General features: G+C 57.5%; 30 protein-coding genes. 20 read left to right on the top strand and 10 right to left on the bottom strand.

Annotation, left to right across the window (positions count from 1 at the left end; translation table 11 throughout):
• Positions 1-3: 3 nt before the first annotated feature.
• Entirely contained in the window at positions 4-462 is a 459-nt protein-coding gene (locus tag ACR0DU_RS04320) for a DNA polymerase III subunit chi (protein WP_480872659.1), read from the top strand.
• A gap of 32 nt (positions 463-494) precedes the next feature.
• A complete protein-coding gene (locus ACR0DU_RS04315; protein ID WP_170773916.1) occupies positions 495-1541 on the top strand; it encodes an aldo/keto reductase in 1047 nt (348 codons plus the stop codon).
• 75 nt (positions 1542-1616) lie between these two features.
• Here the strand turns inward: ACR0DU_RS04315 and ACR0DU_RS04310 are convergent, their stop codons facing one another.
• Positions 1617-2603, bottom strand: coding sequence for a GlxA family transcriptional regulator (locus ACR0DU_RS04310; RefSeq protein WP_170781670.1), 987 nt, complete (start codon positions 2601-2603; stop codon positions 1617-1619).
• 132 nt (positions 2604-2735) lie between these two features.
• On the opposite strand from ACR0DU_RS04310, the gene bcoG reads away from it, so the two are divergent.
• Genes bcoG through ACR0DU_RS04295 form a run of 3 tightly spaced genes read left to right on the top strand, consistent with a single transcriptional unit; the run spans position 2736 to position 5913 of the window.
• Complete coding sequence (bcoG, locus tag ACR0DU_RS04305; protein WP_170781671.1) at positions 2736-3659, top strand: 3-dehydrocarnitine:acetyl-CoA trimethylamine transferase BcoG; 924 nt, start codon at positions 2736-2738, stop codon at positions 3657-3659.
• A 29-nt stretch (positions 3660-3688) separates the two neighbouring features.
• Positions 3689-5155 (top strand): carnitine 3-dehydrogenase, encoded by a 1467-nt coding sequence (locus tag ACR0DU_RS04300; protein WP_480872656.1) that lies wholly within the window; start codon positions 3689-3691, stop codon positions 5153-5155.
• The gene (locus ACR0DU_RS04295) at positions 5152-5913 is read left to right on the top strand and encodes an SDR family oxidoreductase (protein ID WP_480872654.1); all 762 of its coding nucleotides are present in this window, start codon (positions 5152-5154) and stop codon (positions 5911-5913) included. The genes ACR0DU_RS04300 and ACR0DU_RS04295 overlap by 4 nt, the downstream gene beginning before the upstream one ends.
• 1 nt (position 5914) lies before the next feature.
• On the opposite strand, the gene ACR0DU_RS04290 is transcribed toward ACR0DU_RS04295, so the two are convergent.
• Positions 5915-6097 (bottom strand): hypothetical protein, encoded by a 183-nt coding sequence (locus ACR0DU_RS04290; RefSeq protein WP_010440418.1) that lies wholly within the window; start codon positions 6095-6097, stop codon positions 5915-5917.
• A gap of 76 nt (positions 6098-6173) precedes the next feature.
• On the bottom strand, positions 6174-7040 hold the full coding sequence (locus ACR0DU_RS04285; RefSeq protein ID WP_480872652.1) for a helix-turn-helix domain-containing protein: 867 nt from the start codon (positions 7038-7040) through the stop codon (positions 6174-6176).
• A gap of 108 nt (positions 7041-7148) precedes the next feature.
• Between ACR0DU_RS04285 and ACR0DU_RS04280 the strand changes: the two genes are divergently transcribed.
• The 3 genes from ACR0DU_RS04280 to ACR0DU_RS04270 are packed head-to-tail and all read left to right on the top strand — an operon-like array spanning position 7149 to position 9171.
• Positions 7149-7352: a DUF2061 domain-containing protein gene (locus ACR0DU_RS04280; protein WP_010440411.1), complete on the top strand. Its 204-nt coding sequence runs from the start codon at positions 7149-7151 to the stop codon at positions 7350-7352.
• Positions 7345-8247: a fatty acid desaturase gene (locus ACR0DU_RS04275; RefSeq protein ID WP_480872650.1), complete on the top strand. Its 903-nt coding sequence runs from the start codon at positions 7345-7347 to the stop codon at positions 8245-8247. Before ACR0DU_RS04280 ends, ACR0DU_RS04275 begins: the two co-directional genes overlap by 8 nt.
• Positions 8248-8268: 21 nt before the next feature.
• Positions 8269-9171 (top strand): EamA family transporter, encoded by a 903-nt coding sequence (locus ACR0DU_RS04270; RefSeq protein WP_480872648.1) that lies wholly within the window; start codon positions 8269-8271, stop codon positions 9169-9171.
• On the opposite strand, the gene ACR0DU_RS04265 is transcribed toward ACR0DU_RS04270, so the two are convergent.
• The 3 genes from ACR0DU_RS04265 to ACR0DU_RS04255 all read right to left on the bottom strand — a co-directional run bounded on the left by ACR0DU_RS04265 (position 9168) and on the right by ACR0DU_RS04255 (position 13255).
• Positions 9168-10520 (bottom strand): DEAD/DEAH box helicase, encoded by a 1353-nt coding sequence (locus tag ACR0DU_RS04265; RefSeq protein WP_170781677.1) that lies wholly within the window; start codon positions 10518-10520, stop codon positions 9168-9170. The two genes, ACR0DU_RS04270 and ACR0DU_RS04265, sit on opposite strands and share 4 nt — an antisense overlap.
• A gap of 183 nt (positions 10521-10703) precedes the next feature.
• Complete coding sequence (locus ACR0DU_RS04260; RefSeq protein WP_319544713.1) at positions 10704-11609, bottom strand: glycosyltransferase family 2 protein; 906 nt, start codon at positions 11607-11609, stop codon at positions 10704-10706.
• A gap of 41 nt (positions 11610-11650) precedes the next feature.
• Positions 11651-13255, bottom strand: a complete 1605-nt coding sequence (locus ACR0DU_RS04255; protein ID WP_170540165.1) for a peptide chain release factor 3 — start codon at positions 13253-13255, stop codon at positions 11651-11653.
• 109 nt (positions 13256-13364) lie between these two features.
• On the opposite strand from ACR0DU_RS04255, the gene ACR0DU_RS04250 reads away from it, so the two are divergent.
• The 8 genes from ACR0DU_RS04250 to ACR0DU_RS04215 all read left to right on the top strand — a co-directional run bounded on the left by ACR0DU_RS04250 (position 13365) and on the right by ACR0DU_RS04215 (position 20773).
• Complete coding sequence (locus tag ACR0DU_RS04250) at positions 13365-13727, top strand: SnoaL-like domain-containing protein (RefSeq protein ID WP_319544712.1); 363 nt, start codon at positions 13365-13367, stop codon at positions 13725-13727.
• A gap of 70 nt (positions 13728-13797) precedes the next feature.
• On the top strand, positions 13798-14577 hold the full coding sequence (locus ACR0DU_RS04245; RefSeq protein ID WP_480872645.1) for an SDR family oxidoreductase: 780 nt from the start codon (positions 13798-13800) through the stop codon (positions 14575-14577).
• A 2-nt stretch (positions 14578-14579) separates the two neighbouring features.
• Positions 14580-15692 (top strand): hypothetical protein, encoded by a 1113-nt coding sequence (locus ACR0DU_RS04240; RefSeq protein ID WP_480872643.1) that lies wholly within the window; start codon positions 14580-14582, stop codon positions 15690-15692.
• 97 nt (positions 15693-15789) lie between these two features.
• Entirely contained in the window at positions 15790-16836 is a 1047-nt protein-coding gene (locus tag ACR0DU_RS04235) for a methyltransferase domain-containing protein (RefSeq protein WP_480872641.1), read from the top strand.
• 80 nt (positions 16837-16916) lie between these two features.
• Positions 16917-18002 carry an ABC transporter ATP-binding protein gene (locus tag ACR0DU_RS04230; RefSeq protein WP_029621845.1) on the top strand — a complete coding sequence of 362 codons (1086 nt, stop codon included), beginning with the start codon at positions 16917-16919 and terminating at the stop codon, positions 18000-18002.
• Between the two features lie 118 nt (positions 18003-18120).
• Positions 18121-18903, top strand: coding sequence for a 5'/3'-nucleotidase SurE (gene surE, locus ACR0DU_RS04225; RefSeq protein WP_480872639.1), 783 nt, complete (start codon positions 18121-18123; stop codon positions 18901-18903).
• Positions 18900-19550 carry a protein-L-isoaspartate(D-aspartate) O-methyltransferase gene (locus ACR0DU_RS04220; RefSeq protein ID WP_480872637.1) on the top strand — a complete coding sequence of 217 codons (651 nt, stop codon included), beginning with the start codon at positions 18900-18902 and terminating at the stop codon, positions 19548-19550. The genes surE and ACR0DU_RS04220 overlap by 4 nt, the downstream gene beginning before the upstream one ends.
• A gap of 59 nt (positions 19551-19609) precedes the next feature.
• Entirely contained in the window at positions 19610-20773 is a 1164-nt protein-coding gene (locus ACR0DU_RS04215) for a peptidoglycan DD-metalloendopeptidase family protein (RefSeq protein WP_480872635.1), read from the top strand.
• Between the two features lie 63 nt (positions 20774-20836).
• On the opposite strand, the gene ACR0DU_RS04210 is transcribed toward ACR0DU_RS04215, so the two are convergent.
• On the bottom strand, positions 20837-21508 hold the full coding sequence (locus tag ACR0DU_RS04210; protein ID WP_480872633.1) for a helix-turn-helix transcriptional regulator: 672 nt from the start codon (positions 21506-21508) through the stop codon (positions 20837-20839).
• A 21-nt stretch (positions 21509-21529) separates the two neighbouring features.
• Entirely contained in the window at positions 21530-21835 is a 306-nt protein-coding gene (locus tag ACR0DU_RS04205; RefSeq protein WP_010440382.1) for a hypothetical protein, read from the bottom strand.
• Positions 21836-22054: 219 nt separating this feature from the next.
• On the opposite strand from ACR0DU_RS04205, the gene ACR0DU_RS04200 reads away from it, so the two are divergent.
• The 4 genes from ACR0DU_RS04200 to ACR0DU_RS04185 all read left to right on the top strand — a co-directional run bounded on the left by ACR0DU_RS04200 (position 22055) and on the right by ACR0DU_RS04185 (position 24612).
• Positions 22055-22270, top strand: a complete 216-nt coding sequence (locus tag ACR0DU_RS04200) for a twin-arginine translocase TatA/TatE family subunit (RefSeq protein WP_010440381.1) — start codon at positions 22055-22057, stop codon at positions 22268-22270.
• A 6-nt stretch (positions 22271-22276) separates the two neighbouring features.
• A complete protein-coding gene (gene tatB, locus ACR0DU_RS04195; protein WP_170470712.1) occupies positions 22277-22735 on the top strand; it encodes a Sec-independent protein translocase protein TatB in 459 nt (152 codons plus the stop codon).
• Positions 22732-23655: a twin-arginine translocase subunit TatC gene (tatC, locus tag ACR0DU_RS04190; protein WP_170781687.1), complete on the top strand. Its 924-nt coding sequence runs from the start codon at positions 22732-22734 to the stop codon at positions 23653-23655. Before tatB ends, tatC begins: the two co-directional genes overlap by 4 nt.
• A 114-nt stretch (positions 23656-23769) precedes the next feature.
• Positions 23770-24612, top strand: a complete 843-nt coding sequence (locus tag ACR0DU_RS04185) for an ATP-binding protein (protein WP_480872630.1) — start codon at positions 23770-23772, stop codon at positions 24610-24612.
• A gap of 59 nt (positions 24613-24671) precedes the next feature.
• On the opposite strand, the gene ACR0DU_RS04180 is transcribed toward ACR0DU_RS04185, so the two are convergent.
• A complete protein-coding gene (locus tag ACR0DU_RS04180) occupies positions 24672-25316 on the bottom strand; it encodes an SDR family NAD(P)-dependent oxidoreductase (RefSeq protein WP_480872628.1) in 645 nt (214 codons plus the stop codon).
• Between the two features lie 42 nt (positions 25317-25358).
• Positions 25359-25607, bottom strand: a complete 249-nt coding sequence (locus tag ACR0DU_RS04175; protein WP_480872627.1) for a hypothetical protein — start codon at positions 25605-25607, stop codon at positions 25359-25361.
• Positions 25608-25836 lie beyond the last annotated feature (229 nt).

Here is a 25836-nt window from a genome sequence, read left to right as displayed (position 1 = left end):
TCCGTGGGCGCGGTCTATTTCTACCACCTGACTCGTCAGCCGTTGGAGCACACCCTGCCTGTGCTGTTGGACAAGGCGCGGCAGGCCGGGTGGCGGATTGCCGTGCGGGGGATTGACCCAGCGCGGATGGACTGGCTGGATGAAAAACTGTGGCTGGGTCCCGAAGAGGGGTTCCTGCCACATGGCCGTGAAGGTGGCCCGCATGACGCGGCGCAGCTGATTTTGCTGACGACCGGACCAGAGGCCGCCAATGGGGCGACTTGCGTGATGGCCGTCGATGGGGCACCGATTGAGGCGGAAGAGGTTTCGGCGTTGGAGCGTGTCTGTATTCTGTTTGACGGCAACGACCCGGAGGCGGTGCAACAAGCGCGTGGGCAATGGAAATCCCTGACCGGCTCAGGATGCGCGGCTCAATATTGGTCCGAGGAATCCGGACGATGGGAGAAGAAGGCCGAGGCTTGATCGGCAGCATTAATTTTTTTGGGAGATTTTAAATGGATATGAAGCCTTTGGGGCGTACCGGGATCATGGTGTCGGATTTATGTCTGGGCACAATGACCTTTGGCACACAAACATCGGAAGCTGAGGCGCACCGCCAGATGGATATGGCGCTTGCGGGTGGAATCAACTTTGTCGACGCCGCCGAGATGTATCCGGTGAATCCAATTTCCAAGGAAACAATCGGGCGGACTGAAGAGATTCTGGGCAACTGGAATGCCGCCAATCCCTCGCGGCGTGGGGACTATGTGCTGGCCACGAAGCATTCCGGTGAGGGGTTTGTGCATGCGCGCAATGGGGCTCCGATCTCGAAAGAAACCATTCCTGAGGCGATTGAAGGATCATTACGTCGATTGCAGACGGATGTCATCGACCTCTATCAGTTCCATTGGCCAAATCGCGGCAGCTACATGTTCCGGCAGAACTGGGACTATGCGCCCTTGGGGCACAACCGGAATGAGATCGTGGATGAGATGCGCGAGAGTCTGGTGGCGCTGCAAGCACAGGTGGATAAAGGAAATATCCGCGCCTTTGGTCTGTCGAACGAGAGCGCATGGGGCACCGCGCAGTGGTTGCGGGCATCGGATGAGGTCGGCGGACCTCGGGTCGCTTCGATCCAGAACGAGTATTCGCTGCTCTGCCGGTTGTTCGATACGGATCTGGCTGAATTGTGTCTGCTCGAAGATGTCGGGTTACTGTCATTCTCACCCTTGGCGGCGGGTTTTCTCACGGGGAAATATCAAGGTGGTGCTATTCCAGAAGGATCACGCATGGCGTTAGTCCCGAATATGGGCGGGCGCAAAACGGATCGCGTGTATGATGCTGTGGCTGCTTATCTGGATATCGCGCAGCGACACGGGTTGGATCCGGTGCACATGTCCTTGGCGTGGTGTTGCAGCCGGCCGTTTATGGGATCGACCATTTTTGGCGCGACGACGGTGGCGCAGTTGGAGCATATTCTGGTGGGCAAGGATCTGAAGCTGTCGTCCGAAGTGATGGCCGAGATCAGTGCGGCGCACCGGGCGTTTCCGATGCCATATTGAAGGGATGGGGGCTATGCCCTCGTCGCCTTTGGCGACTCCCCCGAGGTATTTTTGGCCAGATGAAGCTGGATCGCCTCAGTGATGGGTGGGTTGTGTGCGGTCTTGCCTGAGGTCGCGGGCCGATAGGCCATGTGCGGTGCGGAAGGCGCGGGCGAAGCTCGATTGTGACGCGAAGCCTGTGGCGAGTGCCACATCCATCAAAGGAATGTCGGTATCGGTGACGAGTCGGCGTGCCTCGGCCAGTCTGAGTTGCAGGTAGTGGTCTTGCGGTGTGGTATTCAGGCGTAGCCGGAATTGCTGCTGTAGGGTGCGGGCGCTGGTGCCGAGAGCGTCAGCGATGTCAGCCAGTGGAAGGGGTTCGTCCAGAGATGATTCCATCAGCGAGTTTGCCTTGGCGGTCAGGGCAGTATGGCGATGCGGCGCTCCGGTACGGCTTTGCGGTTTTGAGGGTTCGGATGTGCCTTCGTAGAGGAACAGTCCGGAGACCCGGGCAGCAAATCCAGCACCATGGCGGGCGGCGATGATGTGCAGCATCATATCGATCGCTGGGACAGCACCGCCCGAGGTCAGGCGGTTTTCGGACACGGTGAACCGGTCGGGTCGCACATCGACATTCGGGAAGCGGGCAGAAAAATTCTCCAAGTCCTCCCAATGCGTCGTCGCAGCGTGACCATCCAGCAGTCCAGCTTCGGCCAGCAACCAGGGGCCGCCATCTATCCCAGCCATTGTAGCGCCAGAGGCGGCGACCCTGCGAAGACCGGCAAGTAGGCTAGGCGTTGCGTGACGCGCGAGTTGGAAGCCCGCAACGACAATCATCAGGTCGCAGCCTTGCAGGCGTGCCAATGGGATGCCTTGTACATTCAGAGCGCTCGTCAGCATGGCGGGCTCAGCAGTGGCGGTAACGTAGTCCCAGTCAAAAGCGGGCCGGTCTGCCAATCGGTTAGCTGCGCGCATCGGGTCGACCGCAGCAGCAAAGCTGAGCGTGTTGCATTCGTCCAGCACCAGCACCGCCGTTTTCAGGGCGCGATGTTCAGGTTGGAGTATGTTTTTTGCGGATTTCATCAAGTCTGATTCGCATTCTGCCAAGTGGTTTGTCCAAGGCTGCGCCAGAGTTGGCGTTGACGCAAATCGGAATCCGGGGAGAAGCCTGGGGAAAACCCAAGGTAAAACCGGGTATAAGCTGGGGAAAACGCCATGCCTTTGGAAATGAACCGCGAAGTCTTTATCACCTGTGCCGTGACTGGGTCGGGCGGAACACAGGATCGCAGCCCTCATGTCCCGCGCTCACCCAAGCAAATCGCCGACAGCGCGATTGCTGCAGCCAAGGCCGGTGCGGCGGTGGTGCACTGCCATGTGCGAGACCCTGAGACGGGTGCACCGTCGCGCGATCTGGCGCTGTATCGTGAGGTGACGGACCGTATACGTGATGCTGAGGTTGATGCAGTGCTGAACCTGACGGCTGGCATGGGCGGAGACATGGTGTTCGGCGGGATCGAAAATCCGCTGCCATTGGCGGAGGCCGGAACCGATCTGGTTGGTGCTACCGAGCGTGTGGCACACGTGGCCGAGTGCTTGCCGGAAATCTGCACCTTGGATTGTGGCACGATGAACTTTGCCGAGGCCGACTATGTGATGACCAATACCCCCGGCGCTTTGCGCGCGATGGGGCAAATGATGACCGATCTGGGTGTGAAGCCCGAGATCGAGGCCTTTGATACCGGTCATCTGTGGTTTGCCAAACAACTGGTGAAAGAGGGTGTTCTGGAACCGAATGCGCTGGTGCAACTGTGCATGGGTGTGCCCTGGGGTGCGCCGGATGATCTGAACACCTTCATGGCGATGGTAAACAACGTGCCAGATGACTGGACGTTCAGTGCGTTTTCATTGGGTCGGAACGAGATGGCCTACGTGGCGGCATCGGTTCTGGCGGGTGGCAATGTGCGTGTCGGGTTAGAGGACAATCTGTGGCTCGAGAAGGGTGTATTGGCCGAGAACTGGCAGTTGGTCGAGCGTGCGGGCAGCATCATCGAAAACATGGGTGCGCGCGTGATCGGGCCGCAGGAAGTGCGTGAGAAACTGGGTCTGGTCAAGCGGGCACCGGCAGGAGTGGCGGGCTGAGGCGCGCACTACGAGTAAGGTCAAGCGATATGAAAAAGATTGCTGCAATCATTGGTGGCGGTGTGATCGGCGGCGGATGGGCTGCGCGGTTTCTCCTGAATGGCTGGGATGTTCGGGTGTTTGATCCGGATCCAGAGGCGGAACGCAAGATTGGCGAGGTGCTGGACAATGCACGCCGCTCTCTGCCAGGCCTGAGCGATGTGCCCCTGCCGCCGGAGGGGGCGCTGAGTTTTCATGATGAGATTGGTGACGCCGTAGACGGCGCCATATGGATTCAGGAAAGCGTGCCGGAGCGGCTCGACGTGAAACTGAAGGTCTACAAAAGCCTGCAGGAGGCATGTGACCCCGGTGCCATCATTGGGTCCTCGACAAGCGGGTTCAAACCGTCTGAGCTGCAGGAAGGTGCGTCGCGGCCCGAGCAAATCGTGGTTACGCATCCATTCAACCCGGTTTATCTGTTGCCGTTGATCGAACTTGTGCCGACTGACAAAAATACACCTGAGATGGTCGCGAAGGCGAAGGAACTGCTGACCTCGGTCGGGTTCTTTCCGTTGCACGTCAAAAAAGAGATCGACGCGCATATCGCGGACCGTTTCCTTGAGGCCGTCTGGCGCGAGGCGCTGTGGCTGGTCAAGGACGGTATCGCAACAACCGAGGAGATCGACGAATCCATCCGCATGGGGTTTGGCATCCGCTGGGCGCAGATGGGACTGTTCGAAACCTATCGCGTGGCCGGTGGCGAAGCCGGGATGCGGCATTTCATGGCACAGTTCGGCCCGGCGTTGAAATGGCCCTGGACCAAGCTGATGGATGTACCCGAGTTCACCGATGAATTGGTCGACATGATCGCAGATCAGTCGGATGCACAATCGGGCATGCACTCAATTAGGGAGTTGGAGCGCATTCGCGACAACAACCTTGTGGGCATGATGCGGGCGTTGAAGGCGCAGAACTACGGGGCCGGGGCGGTGTTGAACCAACATGACGCGGCGCTGAAACCGGGAGCCTTGCCGACCCTGGATCAAGCGGATCTGAGCCAGCCCATTCTGACGCTATCGCGCGCCGTGCCGCTGGATTGGACGGATTACAACGGCCATATGAACGAGGCCAAATACCTTGAAGCTTTTGCAGCCGCCACGGATCGGTTCATGGAGATAATCGGCTGCGACATGGAGTATATCTCCACTGGCGGCAGCTATTTCACCGCCGAGAACCACATCCGATATATGCACGAGACCCATGCCGGTTCGCGGATCGAGTGCCGTACGCAGATGCTGTTGGGGCAGGGCAAAAAGCTGCATGTCTTCCACAGCATGTACGAAGGTGAGACGTTGTTGGCCACGGGCGAAAGCTTTTTGCTGCATGTTAGCCTTGAAACCCGCCGCCCCAGTCCGCCATCACCCGAAATCGAGGCTGCAATGGCGCGGATTGCTGAGGCGCAGGCCGGATTGCCTTATCCGGAAGGTGCGGGCGCTGCGATCCGCAAACCTGCATGACCAGCCGGGTTCTGATTACTGCCGGCGCCTCGGGTGTCGGTCGCTCAATAGCGGAGGCGTTTGATGCTGCCGGGGCGCAGGTCTGGGTGGCGGATATTGACGCAGATGCGCTGGCAGAATGTCCATCAGACTGGAAGCAAAGTCTATTGGACGTTTCGGATGAAATCGCTGTTTCATCTACATTCAAAGAAGTTGAGGCAGCGTGGGGTGGGCTCGACGTGCTGTGCGCGAATGCAGGCGTCGCCGGGCCGACCGCTGCAGTTGAGGATGTGCCTCTAACTGATTGGCGTTCTTGTCTTTCAGTAAATCTGGAAGGGGCGTTTTTGTGTTCCAAATACGCTGCTCCAATAATGAAGCAGCAGAGGAGTGGTGCGATCCTGATCACGTCTTCGACTGCAGGCCAATACGGCTATCCCAACCGCGCGCCTTATGCCGCGGCGAAATGGGGCATGGTGGGCTTGGGCAAAACGCTGGCGATGGAATTGGGGCCGCACGGAATCCGATGCAATGTAATCTGCCCCGGTTCAGTAGAAGGACCACGCATGGAGGGCGTGCTGCAACGCGAAGCCGTTGCAAAGGGCATGACCCGTGATCAGGTTTACAACGGTTACGCCTCAGGCACGTCCATGGGCCGCTTCGTCGAGGGGCGGGACATTGCAAACATGGCTGTATTTTTGGCGTCAGATGCGGCGCGGCTGGTGTCGGGTCAGGTGATCGCGGTGGATGGTCATACAGTCAATCCTGACCCGAAACTGTAGATCAGCCCTGATTGGGGCCGCGGATCTGGCGGATGGCGCTGCGGACGGCTTTCCAGTCCTGCGCCTCCTGCTGGTTTCCGGCGGCTTGGCTTTCGCGCATTTTCTGCGCAGCTTCGGCCTCGGCCCGATCTCCATGAGCCGTGTAAAGGGCACGTGCGTATTCTGCGGTTTTGAGTGCGTCCATTCCCGTCATCCTCCATCTCAGATCGGAATGTCTATGGGTTCGCGCCAAATGACTATACAACAGGATATCGCTCAGGTCATGTCCTTGTAATTTCGGCACGCAATTGCTGCAAATGCTTTGGGAAATCACGGGCGGTCATCTCCGCCTCGCGCACAAGCCGATCGAAATGAAGAGTGAACACCTCAATCCGGTCGCGGTCGCGGAAGGCCATATAGTGGCTTCCAGCATAGAATACACATAGAAGCGGACCGAATATCGTAACCGGGGCAGAGTAAAGCCGTTTGGCATCAAATAGATAAATGCGAAGGCGGGGGTAGAGCTGTTTGCACAGGCTTAGCAGATGGTCGATCTGATCCAGCCGGACCTGCAGCGGCAGCCCCTCGTAGTATCCGGTGGCGTGAGCAAAGCTGTGGAGCTCATAAAGCGGCATCGCAATTTCATAATCGGACTGAGCGCTGCGCATCCAGGCCAGCCGGTCCGCCGAAGCGCCAATGGCTTGATCCGCAGTACGGCCCAAATGCGGAGCGTATTCCCATTCTAAAACTGCACGGGTCTTGAGCATGTCGGGCAGGGTGGCGGGGACATAACGTATTTTGTAGCCGGCGGCCTCTTGGTGCCATTCAAAGATTCGCTCATCTACAAGCGCTCGCGCGGCTTCAGTCAGCGTAAGGGAGCTGGCCAGCAATTCCGCCGCGCTTTCAGGTCGGTTGGAGAGGCCCAACAACCAGTCGGCGGATACCCCGAGCGCCGAGGCGCAGCTGCCAACCACATGCGCATTAGGCAGGCGTGCGCCTGCTCCGGTCAGCAATTGTGAGACAGTTGATCGGTCAACACCGATGCTACGTGCCAGCGCACTCTGACTGACGTCGCGATCTTGCATCGCCCTGGCCAGGCGTTGCCGGAACTGCGAGGCACGATCCCGTTTGTCGATTTTTTCAATCATATGGTGATTTATATCACCTATGTTGTGAATTGTTAATCATATTCAGAATTCCCGACCCTTGGATGTGTCTGTAACGCTGGTGTTACAAAAACAAGAATGGGGTCTGGAATGGAAACGCGACGCAGGTCAGTCGTGAAAGCGCTGGTGTGGAATGCGATGGGACTGGCAATGATGACGCTGGTTGGTTTGATCGCTACAGGCTCGGCAGCGCTTGGGGGAATGGTTGCTCTGGTCAACACGGCCATTGGTCTGACGATGTACGTGATTTACGAACGCGTGTGGGCCGGGATTTCGTGGGGCCGCAATGGCTGATCCCACCACACCCAAGTCGCCCGAGTGGGCGACATTTGCCCTGATCCTCGCGTGTTACTCGGTTTGGCTTGGCGTGATCTTCTGGCTGGCTGATATGTCCCTTTGGCTGGCAATCCCAGTCATGGGGCTGGTGGCCGCTTTGCATTCCTCACTGACCCATGAGGCGCTGCACGGGCATCCATTCCGTCGTAAATGGTTGAATGAAGCGCTGATGGCGCTGCCGCTGACCTTGTTCATTCCATACAATCGGTTTCGGGACCTGCATCTGGCGCATCACTGTGATGCGAACCTGACCGATCCTTACGATGACCCTGAGACCAACTATCTTGACCCGCAGGTCTGGGCGTCTCTGGCCGGTTGGCAGAGGCGGATGTATCAGGTGAACAATACTCTGCTTGGGCGGATGGTTCTGGGGCCTGCAATTGGGCAGATTGCGTTCCTGAGGGATGAAATACGAGGTGCATTGCGCGGGGATCGGGAGATTCTGTTGGCATGGGCGCTACATTTGCCCGGCGTTGTTGCGGTGCTTTGGATCGCCGCACTTTCGCAAATGCCGATTTGGGCCTTTGCCTTATCTGCATATATCGGGCTGGGTCTGGTCAAGATCCGCACATTCCTGGAGCATCGCGCCCATGAGAAATCCCGTGCCCGGACCGTGATTGTCGAAGATCGTGGCATCCTTGCATTTCTGTTTCTTAACAACAACCTGCACGTCGTTCATCATATGAATCCAGCCGCGCCGTGGTACCGTTTGCCGACACTCTACCGTGCAGGAAAAGAGCGCTATCTGGCTTGTAACGAGGCCTATGTATACCGTTCATATGCGCAAATATTTCGGGAATATTTTTGGCACGCCAAGGATCCAGTGGCGCATCCGCTCTGGCCAAAGCCTTGATTTAACGACAGAAGGGAAACCATGAGTTTATGGATTCCCGTCACCATCGCAGCCGCTTCGTTCCAGACGGTGCGGTTCATGCTGCAGAAATCGCTGAGCAGTGCGAAACTTACGGCTGCCGGGGCGACATTTGCACGATTTGCCTATTCGATGCCGTTGGCCTTGCTGGGGCTTATAGTTGCCTTGGGCGCGACAGGGTACGAATTACCAGCGTTGACGGCAAAGTTCTGGATCTTTGCTGTTATCGGCGGGACCTCGCAGATAATGGCTACGATTTGCGTGGTGGCGCTGTTCAAGCAGCGTAACTTTGCAGTTGGGATTACGTTCAAGAAAACCGAGGTTATTCAAACCGCTATCGTTGGGTTCCTCATCCTCGGCGATCAGGTGTCAACCGGGGCGCTTGGAGCAATTCTGCTTGGATTGCTGGCCGTTCTGCTGCTGTCAAAAACACCCGGAGGCACCGGGGCTTGGTGGCAACATCTAACAAACAAAGCCTCGCGCCTTGGTCTGGGCTCAGGCGTATTGTTCGCCTTTTCCTCGGTCAGCTATCGCGGTGCCTCACTGCAACTGGGCGATATCGATGCGTGGTTCCGGGCACTGGTGACGCTGGCTGCGGTGGTCACGTTCCAGTTCCTCAGCATGTGGCTTTGGCTGTTGTGGCGAGACCGGGCCGAGTTGAGCGCAGTGTGGGAAACCCGTCAGACCGGGATCTTCGTAGGTCTGACCAGCCTATGCGGTTCGTTCTGCTGGTTCTTTGCATTCACACTACAGAACGCGGCCTATGTGAAGGCGCTGGGTCAGATCGAACTGATCCTCAGCCTGTTCGCTTCGCTGCTGTTTTTCCGCGAAACCATTACCCGGCGAGAGGTCGCCGGGATGACATTGCTTGGCCTGTCGATTCTGGCGCTTGTGCTGACGATCTAGCCAGCGCGACGCTCATCAAAGCTGAGCGCAATAAAGCTGGGTAGGTGATCGCCCATGCCCACAACTGCTGGCCCGCCATCTTCGCGACGACCACGGCCACGGGATTTGGGCTCACGCTCTTTACGGCTTTCGCTTTTCTTGCTTTCCGAGGTTTTGGCCTTTTTCTCAGGCTTCGGCGCGTCTGGCTTCGGCTCATCGGCCTTAACCGGATTGTCGATGCGCGGAATGTCTTTTTGGATCAGGCTTTCAATCGCTGCCAAAGCCTTTTCATCGCGGCCCGAACAGATGGTAATCGCCTTGCCTTCGCGCCCGGCGCGGCCCGTGCGGCCGATGCGGTGGACGTAATCCTCGGCATGGCCGGGAACGTCGAAGTTGAACACATGGCTGACCGAGGGGATATCCAGGCCCCGCGCCGCGACGTCTGAAGCAACAAGCAACCGCAACGATCCATCGCGGAACCCGTCCAGTGTTTTCATTCGCTGCGACTGGTCTAGATCACCATGGATCGCGGCAGCGTTATAGCCGTATTTCTTCAGCGATTTGGCGCAAATATCTACATCTGTTTTGCGGTTGCAGAAGATAATAGCGTTGGTGCACTTTTCACCTTCGGAATCGATCAGAGCGCGCAGGGTTTTGCGTTTTTGGCTGGCCTCACGATCCCGGCGACCGCCTTTGAACATCACTACTCCCTGTTCGATGGTTTCCGAGGCAGTGGCCTGACGCGCAACTTCGACCCGGGTCGGTGCAGAAAGGAACGTGTCGGTGATCCGTTCGATCTCGGGCGCCATGGTGGCCGAGAAGAACAGGGTCTGGCGGGTAAATGGCGTTAGTGAAAAGATGCGTTCGATATCAGGGATGAAACCCATATCGAGCATCCGGTCGGCTTCGTCCACCACCATGATCTGAACGCCGGTCAGCAGCAGCTTGCCGCGCTCGAAATGGTCCAGCAGACGGCCCGGAGTGGCGATCAACACGTCAACACCGCGATCGATCAGGGCATCTTGTTCCTTGAACGAAACGCCACCGATCAGCAGCGCTTTGGTCAGCTTAAGGTGCTTGGCGTAGGTGTCGAAATTTTCGGCCACCTGTGCCGCCAGTTCCCGAGTCGGGCACAGCACTAGCGAGCGAGGCATACGTGCGCGCGCACGCCCACGGGCCAACAGAGTGATCATCGGCAGGGTGAAGCTGGCGGTTTTGCCGGTGCCAGTCTGGGCGATCCCAAGAACATCGCGCCCTTCCAGTGCGGCTGGAATTGCGCCTTCCTGGATCGGGGTCGGAGTTTCGTATCCGGCTTCCTCAATGGCTTTGAGGACCTTCGGGTTCAGGTTCAGTTCGTTAAATTTTGTCATGTATGTCCGGTTCATGCGGACACTCGACCTGGCCCGCGCGTCAGAATATGCCGGGCCCGGATGGCCATGCGCCTCATGCGCGTTTCGGCTGTGGCGCGGGCATAACAAAAACGTGGGGCAGGGTCAAATGAAGTCGGCTTAACCTGTTCCATATCCGCCGATAACAGGGATTTCTGCAACAATTCAGATGCTTCCGGGAAAGTGTTTCGCGACTTTCCGGTCCAGGTCCAGCGGGCGGTGGCGCATCATGTCATTATCTTCAAGCCGTTCTAGAACCTCAGGGTCAGCGGCGCTGATTTCATCATAGAATTCCTTAAGACCATCCAGCCCGTATTCGGCTTCCAGAAGGGTGAACAATTCGAACCTGTCTAGCGCGCCGATCTTTCGCGGGCGATCCGGGCTGGCCTGGTACGAGCCGCGTTCAAGGCGGAAGCGGTAATGCGCCAGCCAATGCTCCCAATCCGGGGCGTGGCGGTGGCAGAGATCGATCTGCGGCAGCTCGGTTCTCACTGGCAGAAACTCACCGTGCTGATAGAGGTTGTGGATACGGTCGCTCAGTTTTTTCAAACCACCGCGCACGAACAGTTTGCCCTGAATGTGGCTCATGAAACCGGCTAGAACATAGGCGCCGAATTTTGGATAGAGCGATTCGACCAGCGCCTGTCTGTTCTTTCCTTCGGGAATGAAGGCTTTGTAGAGGTCCTCGCCCCCCGCCAGAGCCTCTATCGGGCGGACGCGGACGGCGGGGGCGTCATCCGGAATTTGGCTCAGCAGATCTGGGATCGGGGACATCGGCCAAAGGAACTCGTCGACGTCGATATGCGCGACCCAGTCCAGATCGGTCCGATTATAGATCAAATTGGCATTCGACGATTGTCGGACCTGATGTTTGTCCGGCCTCTCACGACCGCGACGCTTCCAGAACGCCGCATCGCACGTGCGCACCCGGATCCGGGGGTGTTCGCGCAGGCCGGTGATGTCGCCTTGGACTGGCTCGTCCAGAAAGATGTGAATCCGGTCCGCGCCGATATCGAGGTGGTGGGCGGCAAAGCGCAAAATATCCTTACGCGGGGCACGGATGGTGGTCACAATTCCCCATGTGGTTTTTTCTGGATTGGCCGCGGAATCCGTCAGGTCATCATTTCCTTCGTCGCGGTCAGGTTCAGCGCTGGATAGTCACGAACCACCCGGTCAATATCCCATTGTAGACGCGTCAGATAGACGATGTCGCCGTCATGGTCATGCGCGATGTGCTGTTTGTTGGCGTTAACGAATTTGTCGACCTCGGGCTTGTCACCGCTGACCCAGCGGGCCGAGGTGAATTGAGACGCCTCAAACCGCACAGGGAGACCGTATTCCATCTCGATCCTACTGGCGAGCACTTCGAATTGCAGCGCACCGACAACCCCGACGATAAAGCCTGAGCCGATCGAGGGTTTAAAGACCTTGGCCGCGCCTTCCTCGGCAAACTGCATCAGGGCTTTTTCCAGATGCTTGGCTTTCATTGGATCGCCCGCGCGGACGGTTTGAAGCAGTTCCGGCGCGAAGGAGGGGATGCCGGTCACGCGGATCGCTTCGCCTTCGGTAAGCGTGTCACCGATGCGCAACTGGCCATGGTTGGGAATGCCGATGATATCACCGGCCCAAGCCTCTTCGGCCAATTCGCGGTCAGAAGCGAGGAACAGCACAGGGTTCGAGATTGCCATCGGCTTCTTTGATCGCACATGGGTCAGCTTCATGCCACGTTTGAAATGGCCCGACGCCATACGAACAAACGCCACCCGGTCGCGGTGCTTGGGGTCCATATTGGCTTGCACCTTGAACACGAACCCGGCGACTTTCTTTTCATCGGGCGCGATCTGGCGCGGTTCGGCAGATTGAACCTGCGGCTGCGGGCCATAGGCTCCGATGCCTTCCATCAGTTCCTTAACGCCAAACGAGTTGATCGCCGAACCGAACCAGATCGGGGTCATGTGCCCTTCCAAAACCGCTTGTGGGTCGAGCTTGGGCAGCAATTCGCGCGCCATCTCAACCTCTTCCAGCAGCTTGTCGAGCAGTTCAGCCGGCACATGCTCGGCCAGCTTGGGGTCATCCAGCCCGTTGATCTGAATGCTCTCGGCCACCTTGTTCCGGTCGGCGCGGTCCATCAGCTCCAGCCGGTCGCGCAGCATGTCGTAGCAACCAATAAAATCGCGACCCACGCCAATGGGCCACGCGGCAGGCGTGACGTCTATGGCCAGCATTTCCTGAATTTCATCGATGATCTCGAACGTATCGCGGCTTTCGCGGTCCATCTTGTTACAGAAGGTCAGGATTGGCAGATCGCGCAGGCGGCAGACCTCGAACAGTTTCTGCGTCTGGCTTTCCACACCCTTTGCACCGTCAATGACCATGACGGCGGCGTCTACGGCCGTCAGGGTGCGATAGGTATCTTCCGAGAAATCCGAGTGGCCGGGGGTGTCCACCAGATTGAACCGGAAATTCCCGTAGTCGAAGGACATCGCCGAGGCCGAGACCGAGATACCGCGATCTTTCTCCATCTGCATAAAGTCCGACCGCGTGCGCCGTGCCTCACCCTTGGCGCGCACCTGACCGGCCATTTGAATGGCCCCCCCATAAAGCAGGAACTTTTCCGTCAGCGTTGTCTTGCCCGCATCCGGGTGCGAGATAATGGCGAATGTCCGGCGACGGGCAATCTCGGGCGGCAGAGTGGGTTGGTTCGAGGTATCAAGCATAAACGCGCGTATAGGCGGGGAATCCTGCCGAGGCAAGACAAAGGGGGTGGTTCGAATCATGGGGGTATGGCAATAAGAACATATAGTGAACAAAATATGGAGTGGACCAATGAATTTGAAAGAAATCGCAGGCGAATTGGTTGCGGGTTGCCGAGAAAACCGAGCCAAAGAAAATCTGGACAAGCTTTACGCAGCGGATGCTGTCTCGGTTGAGGCTGCGGATGCAATGGGCATGGGGCGCGAAACTCATGGCCGTGACGCAATACGAGGCAAACATGAGTGGTGGGAAGGCGCGCACGAGGTTTCAGGCGCTTCTGTGAGTGATCCGTTCCCGCATGGCGAAGACCGTTTTGCCGTTATCTTCGAAGTTCAGGGCAAGGTGAAGGAGTCTGGTGAGAGCTTTGATATGCGCGAAGTTGCTGTTTATCACGTCGCCGACGGCAAGATCGTGCGGGAAGAGTTCTTCTATTGAGCCACTGATCCGTTTCTGGCCTTCCTTGTCGGGCCGATGCTAAATGAGGGCAAAGATAGGGAGGGTCAGAATGGATCTTGGAATTCGTGGAAAACGTGCGTTGGTTTGCGCCAGCAGCAAAGGTTTGGGTCTGGGCTGCGCTGAGGCGCTGGCCGAAGCCGGTGTCGACCTGGTGATGAACGCACGCGGGGCTGAGGCGCTGGAAGCCGAGGCAACACGTTTGCGGTCGTCATATGGCGTTGCCGTACAGACCGTCGCTTGTGACGTCACAACATCTGAAGGTCAGGTTGAGGTGATAAACGCCGCGCAGGGTGTTGATATCCTTGTTACAAACGCAGGTGGTCCACCTCCAGGGATGTGGTCCGATTGGGAACGCGACGACTTCATCAAAGCGCTGGATGCAAACATGCTGACACCGATTGCGTTCATGAAGGCTCTGCTTCCGGGAATGATGGATAAAGGCTGGGGCCGTGTGGTGAACATCACCTCACAATCCGTACGTGCACCGATCGCTGTTTTGGGATTGTCGAATGCGGCGCGTACTGGTCTGACCGGATACGTGGCGGGCACTTCGCGGCAGGTGGCGCCGCACGGGGTGACAATTAATAATCTGCTGCCGGGAATCCATGCAACCGATCGGGCGGACGCACTGGATGGCGGCGTGTCGGCGCAGAAAGGTATCTCGATCGATGATGCACGGGCAGAGCGCGCCGCGACCATTCCAGCACGCCGCTATGGAACGCGGGAAGAATTCGGGGCGACTTGCGCGTTTTTATGTTCACAACATGCCGGTTTCATCGTCGGGCAGAATATTTTGCTGGATGGTGGGGGCACTAATCTGACGATGTAAGCATGGCGCAAAACTTTTCTCTGAAAGATCAACTCTTCAACGCTGAAAAAGTAAGCTATCTTGCGGGTTTGTTCGCGGAAGCTGACCTTCATTTCGACGGAGGTGCACTCGAAGCACGAATAATGTCGCGATTGCTTGAGCTGGAATTGAAAGAGCGGATGGCCTGGATTGCAGAATGTTTGCAAGAAGCCGTTCCGGGTGATCTTCCAGCGGTTGCCCCGGTCATTCTGGATGCGTTGCCGCCGCCGCTTGATCCCGGCAAGAGTGATGATGACTTCGGCGATTTCATTTTTGCGCCTCTGGGCGATTGGGTCTGCGCGATCGGGCTGGATCACCCTGAATTGTCGCTGGACGTCTTGGAAGAGCTTACGCAACGCTTTTCGATGGAATGGGCGATCCGCCCTTTCCTGAACCACCATCCCGAGAAAGTTTTTGAGCGTATGCAGAACTGGTGTTGCCATCCCAGCTATCACGTGCGCCGTCTGGTCAGCGAAGGGACAAGGCCACGCCTGCCTTGGGGGCAGGCTGTTGGCTTGGACGTCTCTGATCCCTTGCCGTTGCTTGACCAGCTGCATGGGGATCAGACGCGATATGTGACACGATCAGTCGCCAACCATCTGAATGATATCACCAAGAAAGACCCCGGTCTGGTGCTGGAACGACTGCGTAAGTGGGAGGAGGAACAGCAACAGGATCCGGAAGAGTTGCAGTGGATGACAGCGCACGCTTTGCGGGGTCTGGTAAAGTCTGGGCACCCGGGTGCGATGAGAGCTCTTGGGTATGATCCCGAAGCTGATATCGCGGTCGAAGTTCAGGTGAATGGTCCGGCTCGGATTGGTGAGGCGCTTGATTTCGAAGCGCAATTGAAGGGCGCGAGTGGACAGCCTGTTTTGATCGATTATATTGTACATTTTCAAAGGCCTGGGGGAAAGGTTTCACCTAAAGTTCACAAGTTGAAACAAACTAGTTTGGAAGAAGGACAATTGGTCGTCACAAAGCGCCACAAGCTCAAGGGCAACGCGACCACATTCAAATTGGTGCCCGGGCCACATCGGTTAGAGGTTCAGGTGAACGGACGGGTGCGCGCGGGCGTGGGTTTCGAATTGCTGGGCTGAGCGCGGTCACGGTATCGTCAAATTGGGCGGTGGTGGATTGCACGGTTCGGCTTGCTGCATTAACTGCAGTGCAACCAGTGACAAAAGGAATGCCGCGATGAAGCATGAAGCTGTGCAGAACTACTATGGCGAAGTGCTGCAAGGCAGTGCGGATTTGCAAACGAATGCATGCTGTACCCCGGATGATATGCCGAATCACGTCAAGAAAATTCTATCGCAAATTCATGATGATGTGCTGACACGTTACTATGGGTGTGGGCTAATTGCTCCGCTGGATCTGGAAGGAATGCACATCCTTGATTTGGGCTGTGGCGCGGGGCGGGATGTGTATGCGCTGTCGGCGATGGTTGGTGAAAATGGCCGTGTTGTCGGCGTCGACATGACGCCGGAACAGTTGGATGTTGCGCGCGCTCAACAGGATTATCACGCTGAGGCATTTGGGCATTCCAAAAGCAATGTAGAGTTTCATCACGGTTTTATCGAAAAGCTGGATGAGCTGGACCTAGAACCGGGATCGTTCGATATCATTGTCTCGAACTGCGTAATCAATCTGGCGACTGACAAGGCTGCGGTGCTGCGCGGGGTCCATCGTTTGCTGAAAAAAGGCGGTGAGATGTATTTCTCGGACGTCTATGCTGACCGCCGGGTTCCCAAAGCCATGGCCGAAGACGAGGTGCTGTACGGTGAGTGCTTGTCGGGGGCGCTCTATTGGAATGACTTCCTGTCGATGTCGCGCGCTGCCGGGTTTGGTGATCCGCGTAGGGTCACGCATCGTCCTTTGACGATCGAGAACTTCGCTCTGGAGGAAAGGGTGGCACCGCTCAGCTTTATTTCGGCCACATACCGTCTGTTCAAGCTGCCCGCGCTTGAGCCGGCTTGCGAAGACTACGGTCAGGCTGTGATCTACAAGGGCACAGTGCCGCATGCGCCGCATGAATTTGTGCTGGATGATCACCACACGATTGAGACTGGCAAAGTGTTCCCGGTCTGTGGCAATACATGGATGATGTTGCAAGACACTCGGTTTGCACGACATTTCGAGTTCATCGGCGATTTCTCAAACCACTATGGGATCTTCGAAGGATGCGGCGGTGATAGCCCGTTTGTTGTACAGGGCGAAGCTGCGTCAACTGGGTGTTGCTGATCCCTTGCGCCTGAAGGGCGGGGTTGCTATCCCCGCCTAAGCCCGATGGAATTGATCGGGAAAGGCAACGGGGTCCATCGGTGACAGTGACGACAACTCCTCCTCGATTGGAAATCCGCAATCTGGTTGCGCGCTTTGCTGGGCGGACGGTTGTGGATGATGTGTCCTTGACCGTACAGGCAGGGCAGGTGACCTGTCTGCTGGGACCGTCGGGTTGTGGCAAGTCAACCACCTTGCGCATGATCGCTGGCGTCGAGATGCAGACCTCGGGCGAGATTTATGTCGATGGCAAATTGATCTGTGACACTGTGTTTCGAGTGCCCCCTGAACGGCGCGAGATTGGGCTGATGTTTCAGGATTTTGCTCTGTTTCCGCACCTCAGCGTGGCAGACAACGTCGCATTTGGCCTGAAGGGCAGCAAAGAGCAGAAGCGCGCGCGGGTTGAAGAATTGCTGACCAAAGTCGATTTGATGCGGTTTATTGATGGATTTCCGCATCAGTTGTCGGGAGGGGAGCAACAGCGTGTGGCTTTGGCGCGGGCGCTTGCACCACGTCCACGGATCATGCTGATGGATGAGCCGTTCTCGGGCCTCGATAACCGTCTACGAGACGGTATTCGGGATGAGACGCTGGCAGTCCTTAAGGAAGAGGATGCTGCCGTTCTGTTGGTCACGCATGAGCCGGACGAGGCGATGCGGATGGCCGATGAGATCGCGCTGATGCGGCGCGGCAAGATTGTGCAGCAAGGGGCGCCGTACAATGTCTATACCCGTCCTGCAGACAAGGCGGCAGTTGCATTCTTTAGTGATGTCAATGTGTTGAAGTCCCAAGTTAATGGTGCTTTGGCGCATACTCCGTTTGGCCGTTTTCTCGCGCCAGGTGTGCCGGACGCAACCGATGTTGAAATCGTATTCCGGCCCCAGCATGTCAAACTGGATTTCGACCGCAATGGCAAAGGGCCTGCGCCGACACCTACAGACGGTGTTGCAGCCCGAGGTGTGGTTGAGCGTGCTCGATTTCTGGGAAATGAAAGCCTTGTCGAGTTTCGAATGGACTACGATGGCTCGATCCTGAAGGCCACGGTTCCTAACGTCTTTGTGCCCAAAGAGGGCCGGGTCATGTGGCTGACAATTCGCCGCGACCGGTGTTTTGTGTTCCCGGCCTGACGCTCAGACCCTTCATTTTCACCCAAGTGGTGCGTGAAAGCCTCAGATTGCGTATGCGCATTGCTTGTCGCAGCGCAGAGGCGGGTCTATCAAGGGCAAAACGAGGGGTGGACCGGGCATGCGAATTCTTCTGACCAATGATGACGGCATTAACGCGCCGGGACTGATCGTGCTGGAAGCGATTGCAGCTGAACTGGCTGGCCCCGAAGGCGAGGTTTGGGTGGTCGCACCTGCTTTTGAGCAATCGGGCGTCGGTCATTGCATCAGCTATACCCACCCGATGATGCTGGCCAAACTGGGTGAGCGTCGCTTTGCCGCCGAAGGGTCGCCCGCGGATTGCGTTTTGGCCGGTCTGCACGACGTGATGAAAGACGCTCCGCCCGATCTGGTGTTGTCCGGGGTTAACCGGGGCAATAACTCGGCTGAAAACACCTTGTATTCCGGTACGATCGGTGGAGCGATGGAGGCTGCCCTGCAGGGTCTGCCCGCGATTGCCTTGTCACAGTATTTTGGCCCGCGCAATTTGGGGCTGGAAGATCCGTTTGAGGCAGCAGCCCGTTACGGAGCGGGACTTGTTCGGCGCATTTTGGATGCCACCCCGCCAGAATCGGGTGATTATCGACTGTTCTTCAACGTAAATTTTCCACCGGTCCCCGCCGATGAAGTGCTGGGTGCCCGGGTAGCACCGCAGGGATTCCGCCGGGATACGCATTTCTCGGTCGAACCCCACAGCTCGCCGTCGGGGCGGCGGTTCCTGTGGATCAAGGGCGGATATCAGCACAATCCGACTGCTCCGGGCACGGATGCCGCCGTTAACCTTGAAGGGTATATCTCGGTGACACCGATGCGAGCCGATCTGACCGCCCACGACACGCTTGAGGCGTTGAAGGTCATCGAATGACAGGACCAAGCGCTGAAACCATCATGCAGTTCCTATTTGCGCTGCGTTCGCGCGGGGTCACTGATGCGCGCGTTCTGGCGGCGATGGAGCAAATCGACAGGGGCCAGTTTGTGAGGGGACTGTTTGCCGAGCGGGCCTATGAGGACACTCCCTTGCCGATTGCCTGTGGTCAGACCATCAGCCAACCGTCGGTTGTGGGTCTGATGACGCAGGCTTTGCAAGTGCGCCCGCGGGACACGGTTCTGGAGGTGGGCACCGGATCGGGTTATCAGGCGGCGATTCTGTCCAAACTGGCGCGCCGGGTTTATACTGTCGAACGCCATAAACGGCTGGTGCGTGAAACCGGTGAGCTGTTTCGTGAGTTGGGGCTGACAAATGTGACGGCGATGCTCTCGGATGGTTCTTTTGGATTATCCGAACAGGCACCGTTCGACCGTATCATTGTAACCGCTGCCGCCGAAGATCCTCCGGGGCCACTCTTGGCGCAGTTGAAAATCGGCGGTATCATGGTGTTACCCGTGGGCCAGTCGGATGCGGTGCAGACCCTGATCCGGGTCACGCGTACCGAGACCGGTCTGGATTACGACGAATTGTTGCCGGTCCGTTTTGTGCCTCTGCTTGAGGGGCTGGGAAAAGACGGAGCGTAAAGGTATATTAAAAGGCGCCGGAACCCCGGAGAACAGGGGCAGGTGTTGAGGACAGAAAAATGAGAGCAGTTTCCCATTCAGCAATGCGCCGTTGTGTAACGGGCGTGGCCGTGCTGGCAATTCTGGCCGGGTGTGAAGGACCGTTCGACTATGACTTGCGCGGGAATGTTGGCGGGTTTTCTACGACAGATGCCGCTCTGGCAGCCACCGCCAGCCGACCGTCACCGGATGCACGGGGGGTGATAACCTATCCAAACTATCAAGTGGCAGTGGCCCGCAGGGGTGATACGGTTGGTGATGTCGCTGCCCGTATCGGCATGCCAGTGGTCGAACTGGCGCGATTTAATGGTTTGCAGCCGAATGACTCTCTACGGGACGGCGAAGTGCTTGCACTGCCGCGTTCAGTCGGTGCTTCGAGTGGTGTTGATATTGCAACCATAGCTGGGACTGCGATTGATGACGCACCCGATACCGGTTCGGTTCAGACATCCACCCTGCAACCTGCGCAACCCGCCGCGACCCCGGCGCCTGCTGCATCCGGGCCAGAGCCCATTCGGCATAAGGTAAAACGCGGCGAAACCGCTTATACGATCTCGCGTCTCTATCAGGTGTCTGTGGAATCGCTTGCTGAATGGAACGGGTTGGGATCGGACTTTACCGTGCGTGAGGACCAGTATCTGCTGATCCCCGTCAAGGATCAGGCAGCGCCGCGCGCTGCCGCACCAGCAGCAACCGCGACGGCTGTGACACAGCCGGGAGAGGGCTCTCCGACGCCAACACCGCCAAGCGCGACACAGCCATTGCCGGATGAGAAGGTTGCCGCTGCAACACCCGCACCAGATGTAACTGCCGAAGCCCCTACGAATTCAGGCAGTTCAGCATTGGCAGCGCCTGTGAACGGGACGATCATTCGCACTTATGCCAAAGGCAAGAACGAAGGGATCGACATTGCGGCGTCTCCAGGTGCTTCAGTAACGGCGGCCGAGGCAGGTACCGTTGCGGCGATCACGGAAGACGCCGATCAGGTTCCGATCATTGTGGTCAAGCACAACAATGATTTGCTGACCGTCTATGCCAATGTCGACAATATCACCGTGAAAAAGGGTGACAGGGTGCGACGGGGTCAGAAAATCGCCGCGCTGCGTGGTGGCGACAATGCCTATGTGCATTTTGAGGTGCGTCAGGGGTTCGAGTCGGTTGATCCTGAGCCCTATCTTAAGTGACCTGAATGGCCCGTTCCGGGCCATGCCTCCGGCGGGGATATTTGTGGCCAGATGAAGCGCGGATCACCCGTAGGGGTCGTAATCGCTCAGCCGTTTGCCGGGTTCGTCTGAAAAGAGTTCTGGCAAGGGTGTGATGGCCTCGATCAGGTCGATGCGGAAAACGCGGAAGCCATTGCGAAGTTCGCACCATGCAGTGAGGGTCCAGACGCGGCCCCAGTATTCCATGTGCAAAGGGCGGATGGTGCGTTCGGTCAGGATACCGTCGATGCGGCGGTAACTTAGTTGTAATTTCTGGCGTGATTTGATCGCAGCGCGGATCGGGGCCATGTGGGCCAATCCGCGCGCAGCATCGGCAAACGGGTAGACGGCGAATTTCCAGGTGTCGGCCTCGGCCACGACTTGAGTGGGCAGTACGGCGTCAATCTTGTCGGCCAGAGATTCAGCGGCGGACTTGAGATCGGGATCGGCGGCTTCAGCCACGATGGCCATGCCGAGGTTCAGAGCCTCAAGCTCGGCGGGTGTCAGGTTCAGCGGGGGCAGTGTGATCTGTTCACGCACCATGTAACCCACGCCGCGTTCGCCTTCGACCGGAACGCCCGAGGCTACCAGCGTATCCATGTCGCGATAGATCGTACGGACCGACACTTCGAGCCGGTCCGCTATGTCCTGCGCGCGGTGCAGCTTGCCGTCGCGCAGGATCTGGATGATATCGAACAGACGGTCAGTACGGCGCATGACACGCCGTCTGAGCCGCGGTTAGGCGGTCATGTTCCATAGCACGGTCTCGTGGCGCATCTGAGCGCTTTCGGGATTGATTGCCGCCATCAGAGCGGGTGCAAAATCTTGTTGCATGAAAGCAGCCGCAGCATCTTTGGCGGATTTCATATCTGCCCAGACAACATAATCCGTCCAGCGACCATCTTCGCCCTGACTCAGTTGGCGATGGGCAAAGCCGGGGGCGGCGCGGACAAATGCCTCGGATGCTTGGCTCAGTTTCACGAACTGTTCGGGTTTTGTGCCTTCGGCGAGTGTGAAAGTGACGATTTCTGCGACATGGGTCATGTGGTTCTCCGTTGACCAGGTTTCGATATCGTCCTTCTAGGCCACTACAACTGACATAAACCTGTCAGTTGGGAAATGCCAGCCCGCAAAAATTGTGCGATCCGTTCAAATTCGCGCGCGGAATTGATCTGGCGCACTTTTGCAATGGCCCGTACGGGCGTAGACACAGGGCCAGATCGTATTCCCGGCGCGATGCGCCGACGTAGAAGGAGACAAGACATGCTCAACAATATTGGCCTTCCGGGTATCCTGCTCATTGCTGTTGTGGTTCTCGTCCTATTTGGACGTGGCAAGATCAGCTCGTTGATGGGTGAAGTGGGTAAAGGCATCACCTCGTTCAAGAAAGGCATCAAGGAAGGTTCGGAAGAGCTGGAACAGGACGCCTCCGAGCTGGCTAAAGACGTCACCCCTGAGACCGACAAAGACAAGGTCTGAGCTTAGATGTTTGATCTGGGCTGGACCGAGCTTCTGGTCATCGGCATCGTTGCGCTGATCGTGGTGGGGCCGAAGGACCTGCCAGTGCTGTTTCGCAATGTCGGGCGGTTCGTCGGCAAGGCACGCGGTATGGCGCGTGAGTTCAGCACTGCGATGAACGAAGCGGCGGATGAAGCTGGCGTCAATGATATCAAGAAGGGCCTGAACGCGGCGACTAATCCGGTTAGTACCGCGATGGACGGGATCAACGAGGCCGCGCGTGACGTGGCCAAATCCATTGACCCGACCAAGTTCGACCCTGATAGCGAGACCGGCAAGCTGGCTGCTGAACGGGCAGAGCAGGCAAAGAAGATCCAAGCCTCCACGGCCCGTGCGGCCGCTGAACGCAAGGCTAAGGAAGCCGCAGATGCGCTTGCAAAGGCGGAAGAGGCCGAAGCCGCGTTGAAAACTGAAAGCAAGTCATGACTAAAACCGACGAGATCGAGGACAGCTCGGCGCCTCTGATCGAGCATCTAGCCGAGCTTCGTACCCGGCTGATCCGGTCGGTGCTTGCCTTTATCGTGGGGATTGTTCTTGCCTTCATAGTGGCCGAACCGATCCTGCAGTTCTTAGTGCGTCCGATCGAGGCGACCCTGCGTGAGCTTGGTGATCCGTCACCAACACTGCAATACACCTCTCCACAGGAATACCTGTTCACACTGTTTCGGATATCGATGGTCTTCGGGTTTGCACTGGCATTCCCCGTGATCTCATATCAGCTGTGGCGGTTTGTAGCTCCGGGGCTTTACAAGTCCGAGAAGGGAGCTTTCCTGCCGTTTCTGATCGCATCACCGTTTATGTTCCTGTTGGGGGCGGCTTTTGCGCAGTTTGTTGTGACACCTTTGGCGATGCAGTTTTTCCTTGGGTTTGCAGATGTCAGTTCGATCTTTGCAAACCTGCTGGCCCCGGCGGCCGATGATGTCCCGGAAGAGATCATTGTTGTTCCCGAAACAACAGAAGGCGTGAAAATCACCTTCTTCGGGAAGGTCAATGAATCTCTGGATATTACGCTAAAGTTTATTCTTGCCTTTGGCCTGTGCTTCCAGTTGCCGGTTCTGCTGACACTGATGGGCAAGGCTGGGCTGGTCTCGGCCGAGGGTCTGGGTGCCGTTCGCAAATACGCGATGGTCGGTATTCTGGTTTTGGCTGCTTTGGTGACACCACCAGATGTGATCACGCAGCTGATCCTGTTCACCGTGGTCTATGGACTATACGAAGTGTCAATCTTCCTTGTCGCCCGCGTCGAGAAAAAGCGCGAAGAACAACTGCGCGCCGACGGCTACTATGACGATGAAGAGGCCGAGGCGGATGCGGATATGATGCAGGATTACGACGAGACAAAGTAGCCTGTGACCTGATTTCAAAAGGCGCGTCCACCTTCGGCGCGCCTTTTTTATGTGCGGGCCTTGTTGTGTAGTTCGGAACGTGGTTCAACTCCGCCGGAATACCCGGAGGAGCCGATGGACGATCAAGCCCTGAACCGTATCGCCGACGCGTTGGAACGCATGGCGCCCGCGCCGCTGGACGCACCCGATTTCAGCACGGCCCCTGCATTTGTATGGCATGTGGAACCGGACCGGCTGGTGCCCGTCTCGGAGGTTAACCGCGTCGATCTGGATCTGTTGGTCGGCATCAATCGCTCCCGCGATACGCTGCTGGACAACACCCGCCGGTTCGCGGCTGGGTACAAGGCCAACAACGCGCTGCTCTGGGGCGCGCGAGGTATGGGAAAATCCAGCCTCGTCAAGGCAGTGCACGGCACTTTGCAAGCAGAACACCCGGATTTGAAACTTGTCGAACTACAACGGGAAGACATGTCCTCAGTCGCGCGTCTGCTGAACCACCTGAGGTTAGCGCCGCACCGGTTCATTCTGTTTTGCGATGACCTTTCGTTCAGCCATGATGATCAACACTACAAGTCACTCAAAGCTGTTCTGGATGGCGGCATCGAAGGTCGCCCGGAAAACGTGGTGTTCTATGCCACCTCAAATCGCCGCCACCTGATGCCACGCGATATGATTGAAAACGAACGTTCCAGCGCTATTAATCCGTCTGAGGCTGTTGAAGAAAAGGTATCCTTGTCGGACCGTTTCGGCCTGTGGTTAGGCTTTCACCCCTGCGATCAGGATGAATATCTCGCCATGATCGACCGCTACTGTGCCGCCCATGGCGTCACGATCGACCAGGAAACCCTGCGCGCCGAGGCCATCGAATGGCAAGCCACCCGCGGCGCACGCTCGGGCCGCGTGGCTTGGCAGTTCTTTGTCGATCTCGCCGGGCGCAACGGTGTCCACATCGCGTAAACCGCCTGCTTCATCTGGCCACAAATATCCCCGCCGGAGGCATGGCCCGTCAGGGCCAATCAAAGCCCGGCCACGATCCGCGCCGCCTCATCCGCGGGGCTGGTCAGTGCCTTGCGGTCTTCACCGGGATGGAATCGTGCACGCACCGCTGTAGGCATCGGAGCGGGTTCAAGGATCGTAACCCGCGGACCTGTGCGAGCTGTCTCGGCTGCCCAACTACGGGCCAAAGCCATTTGCGCGGCTTTGGTGGCACCGTAGATGCCATAGAACTTTTCACCTGCCTTGGGATCATCAAAGAACACCGCGTGACCTGCATCGCCTAACAGGGGCGACACATAAGGAATCAGAACCGAGGTGGCTGTCGCGTTAGTGCTGACCGCTTTGGTCCATTCCTTGGGTTCAACAAAATTTGCTGGTGTCAGGGCCGAGGTATGGACAGCTGTATGCAACCACAGGTCAACCTTACCCCAGCGGTCGTGAATGCCACGGCAAAGTGTCGCCATTGCATTGGGATCGGTGATGTCCATCGGGGCCAAAGTGGCCGAGCCCCCCTTGGCCTGAATGCGATCGTCCAGCTCTTCCAGCCCGCCTTGGGTGCGGGCGACGGCAACGATGTGATACTCGGGGGAAAGGGCTTCGGCCAGTGCCGCGCCCAGCCCGCGTGAGGCCCCGGTAATCAGGGCGATTTTGGTCTGATCGGTCATAGGTGGGGTTTGAACCCGTGCGCACAAGGCGTCAAGTCTGGATCAACTGCCAGGTATGTCGATCCTGCGGTTCTGGCCGCTTTGTCGCAGCACGACACCTTCCTCATCAATGGCGATCACCTTGCCCGAGGCGACACGGCTGCCTGGCTTTACTTTCTTTACCCGCCCCGAGGACAGACGAACCAGAGCGCGCAACTCGGACTTAGGGCCAAAAACGCCCAGCACAGAGACCGAGTTTTTCTTTAGCGCACCCGCTTGCGTTGCGGCGCTTTTGACCGTTGAATTTGCCATGATCTGCGGCCGGATCGTGTGCCCGGGCCCTGCATTGTGAGTGGTTTACGGCGATCGGGTATCATGCGGCCGTTCGAACCAAAAGGGTTGCAATCACATTTCCAATAGGTCGCTAACCCAGGTCGCCCAACCCTTTGCAAACGCATCTCGTTCAACAGAGAGTTGTCGGCGGATTCTGACCTATGAGTGCCACCCCACCTCAGGGAAATGACCTGTCGCTATCATTTGA

This window comes from Ruegeria sp. G2 (assembly GCF_056533505.1).
This window is presented reverse-complemented; position numbering and strand designations above follow the sequence as displayed.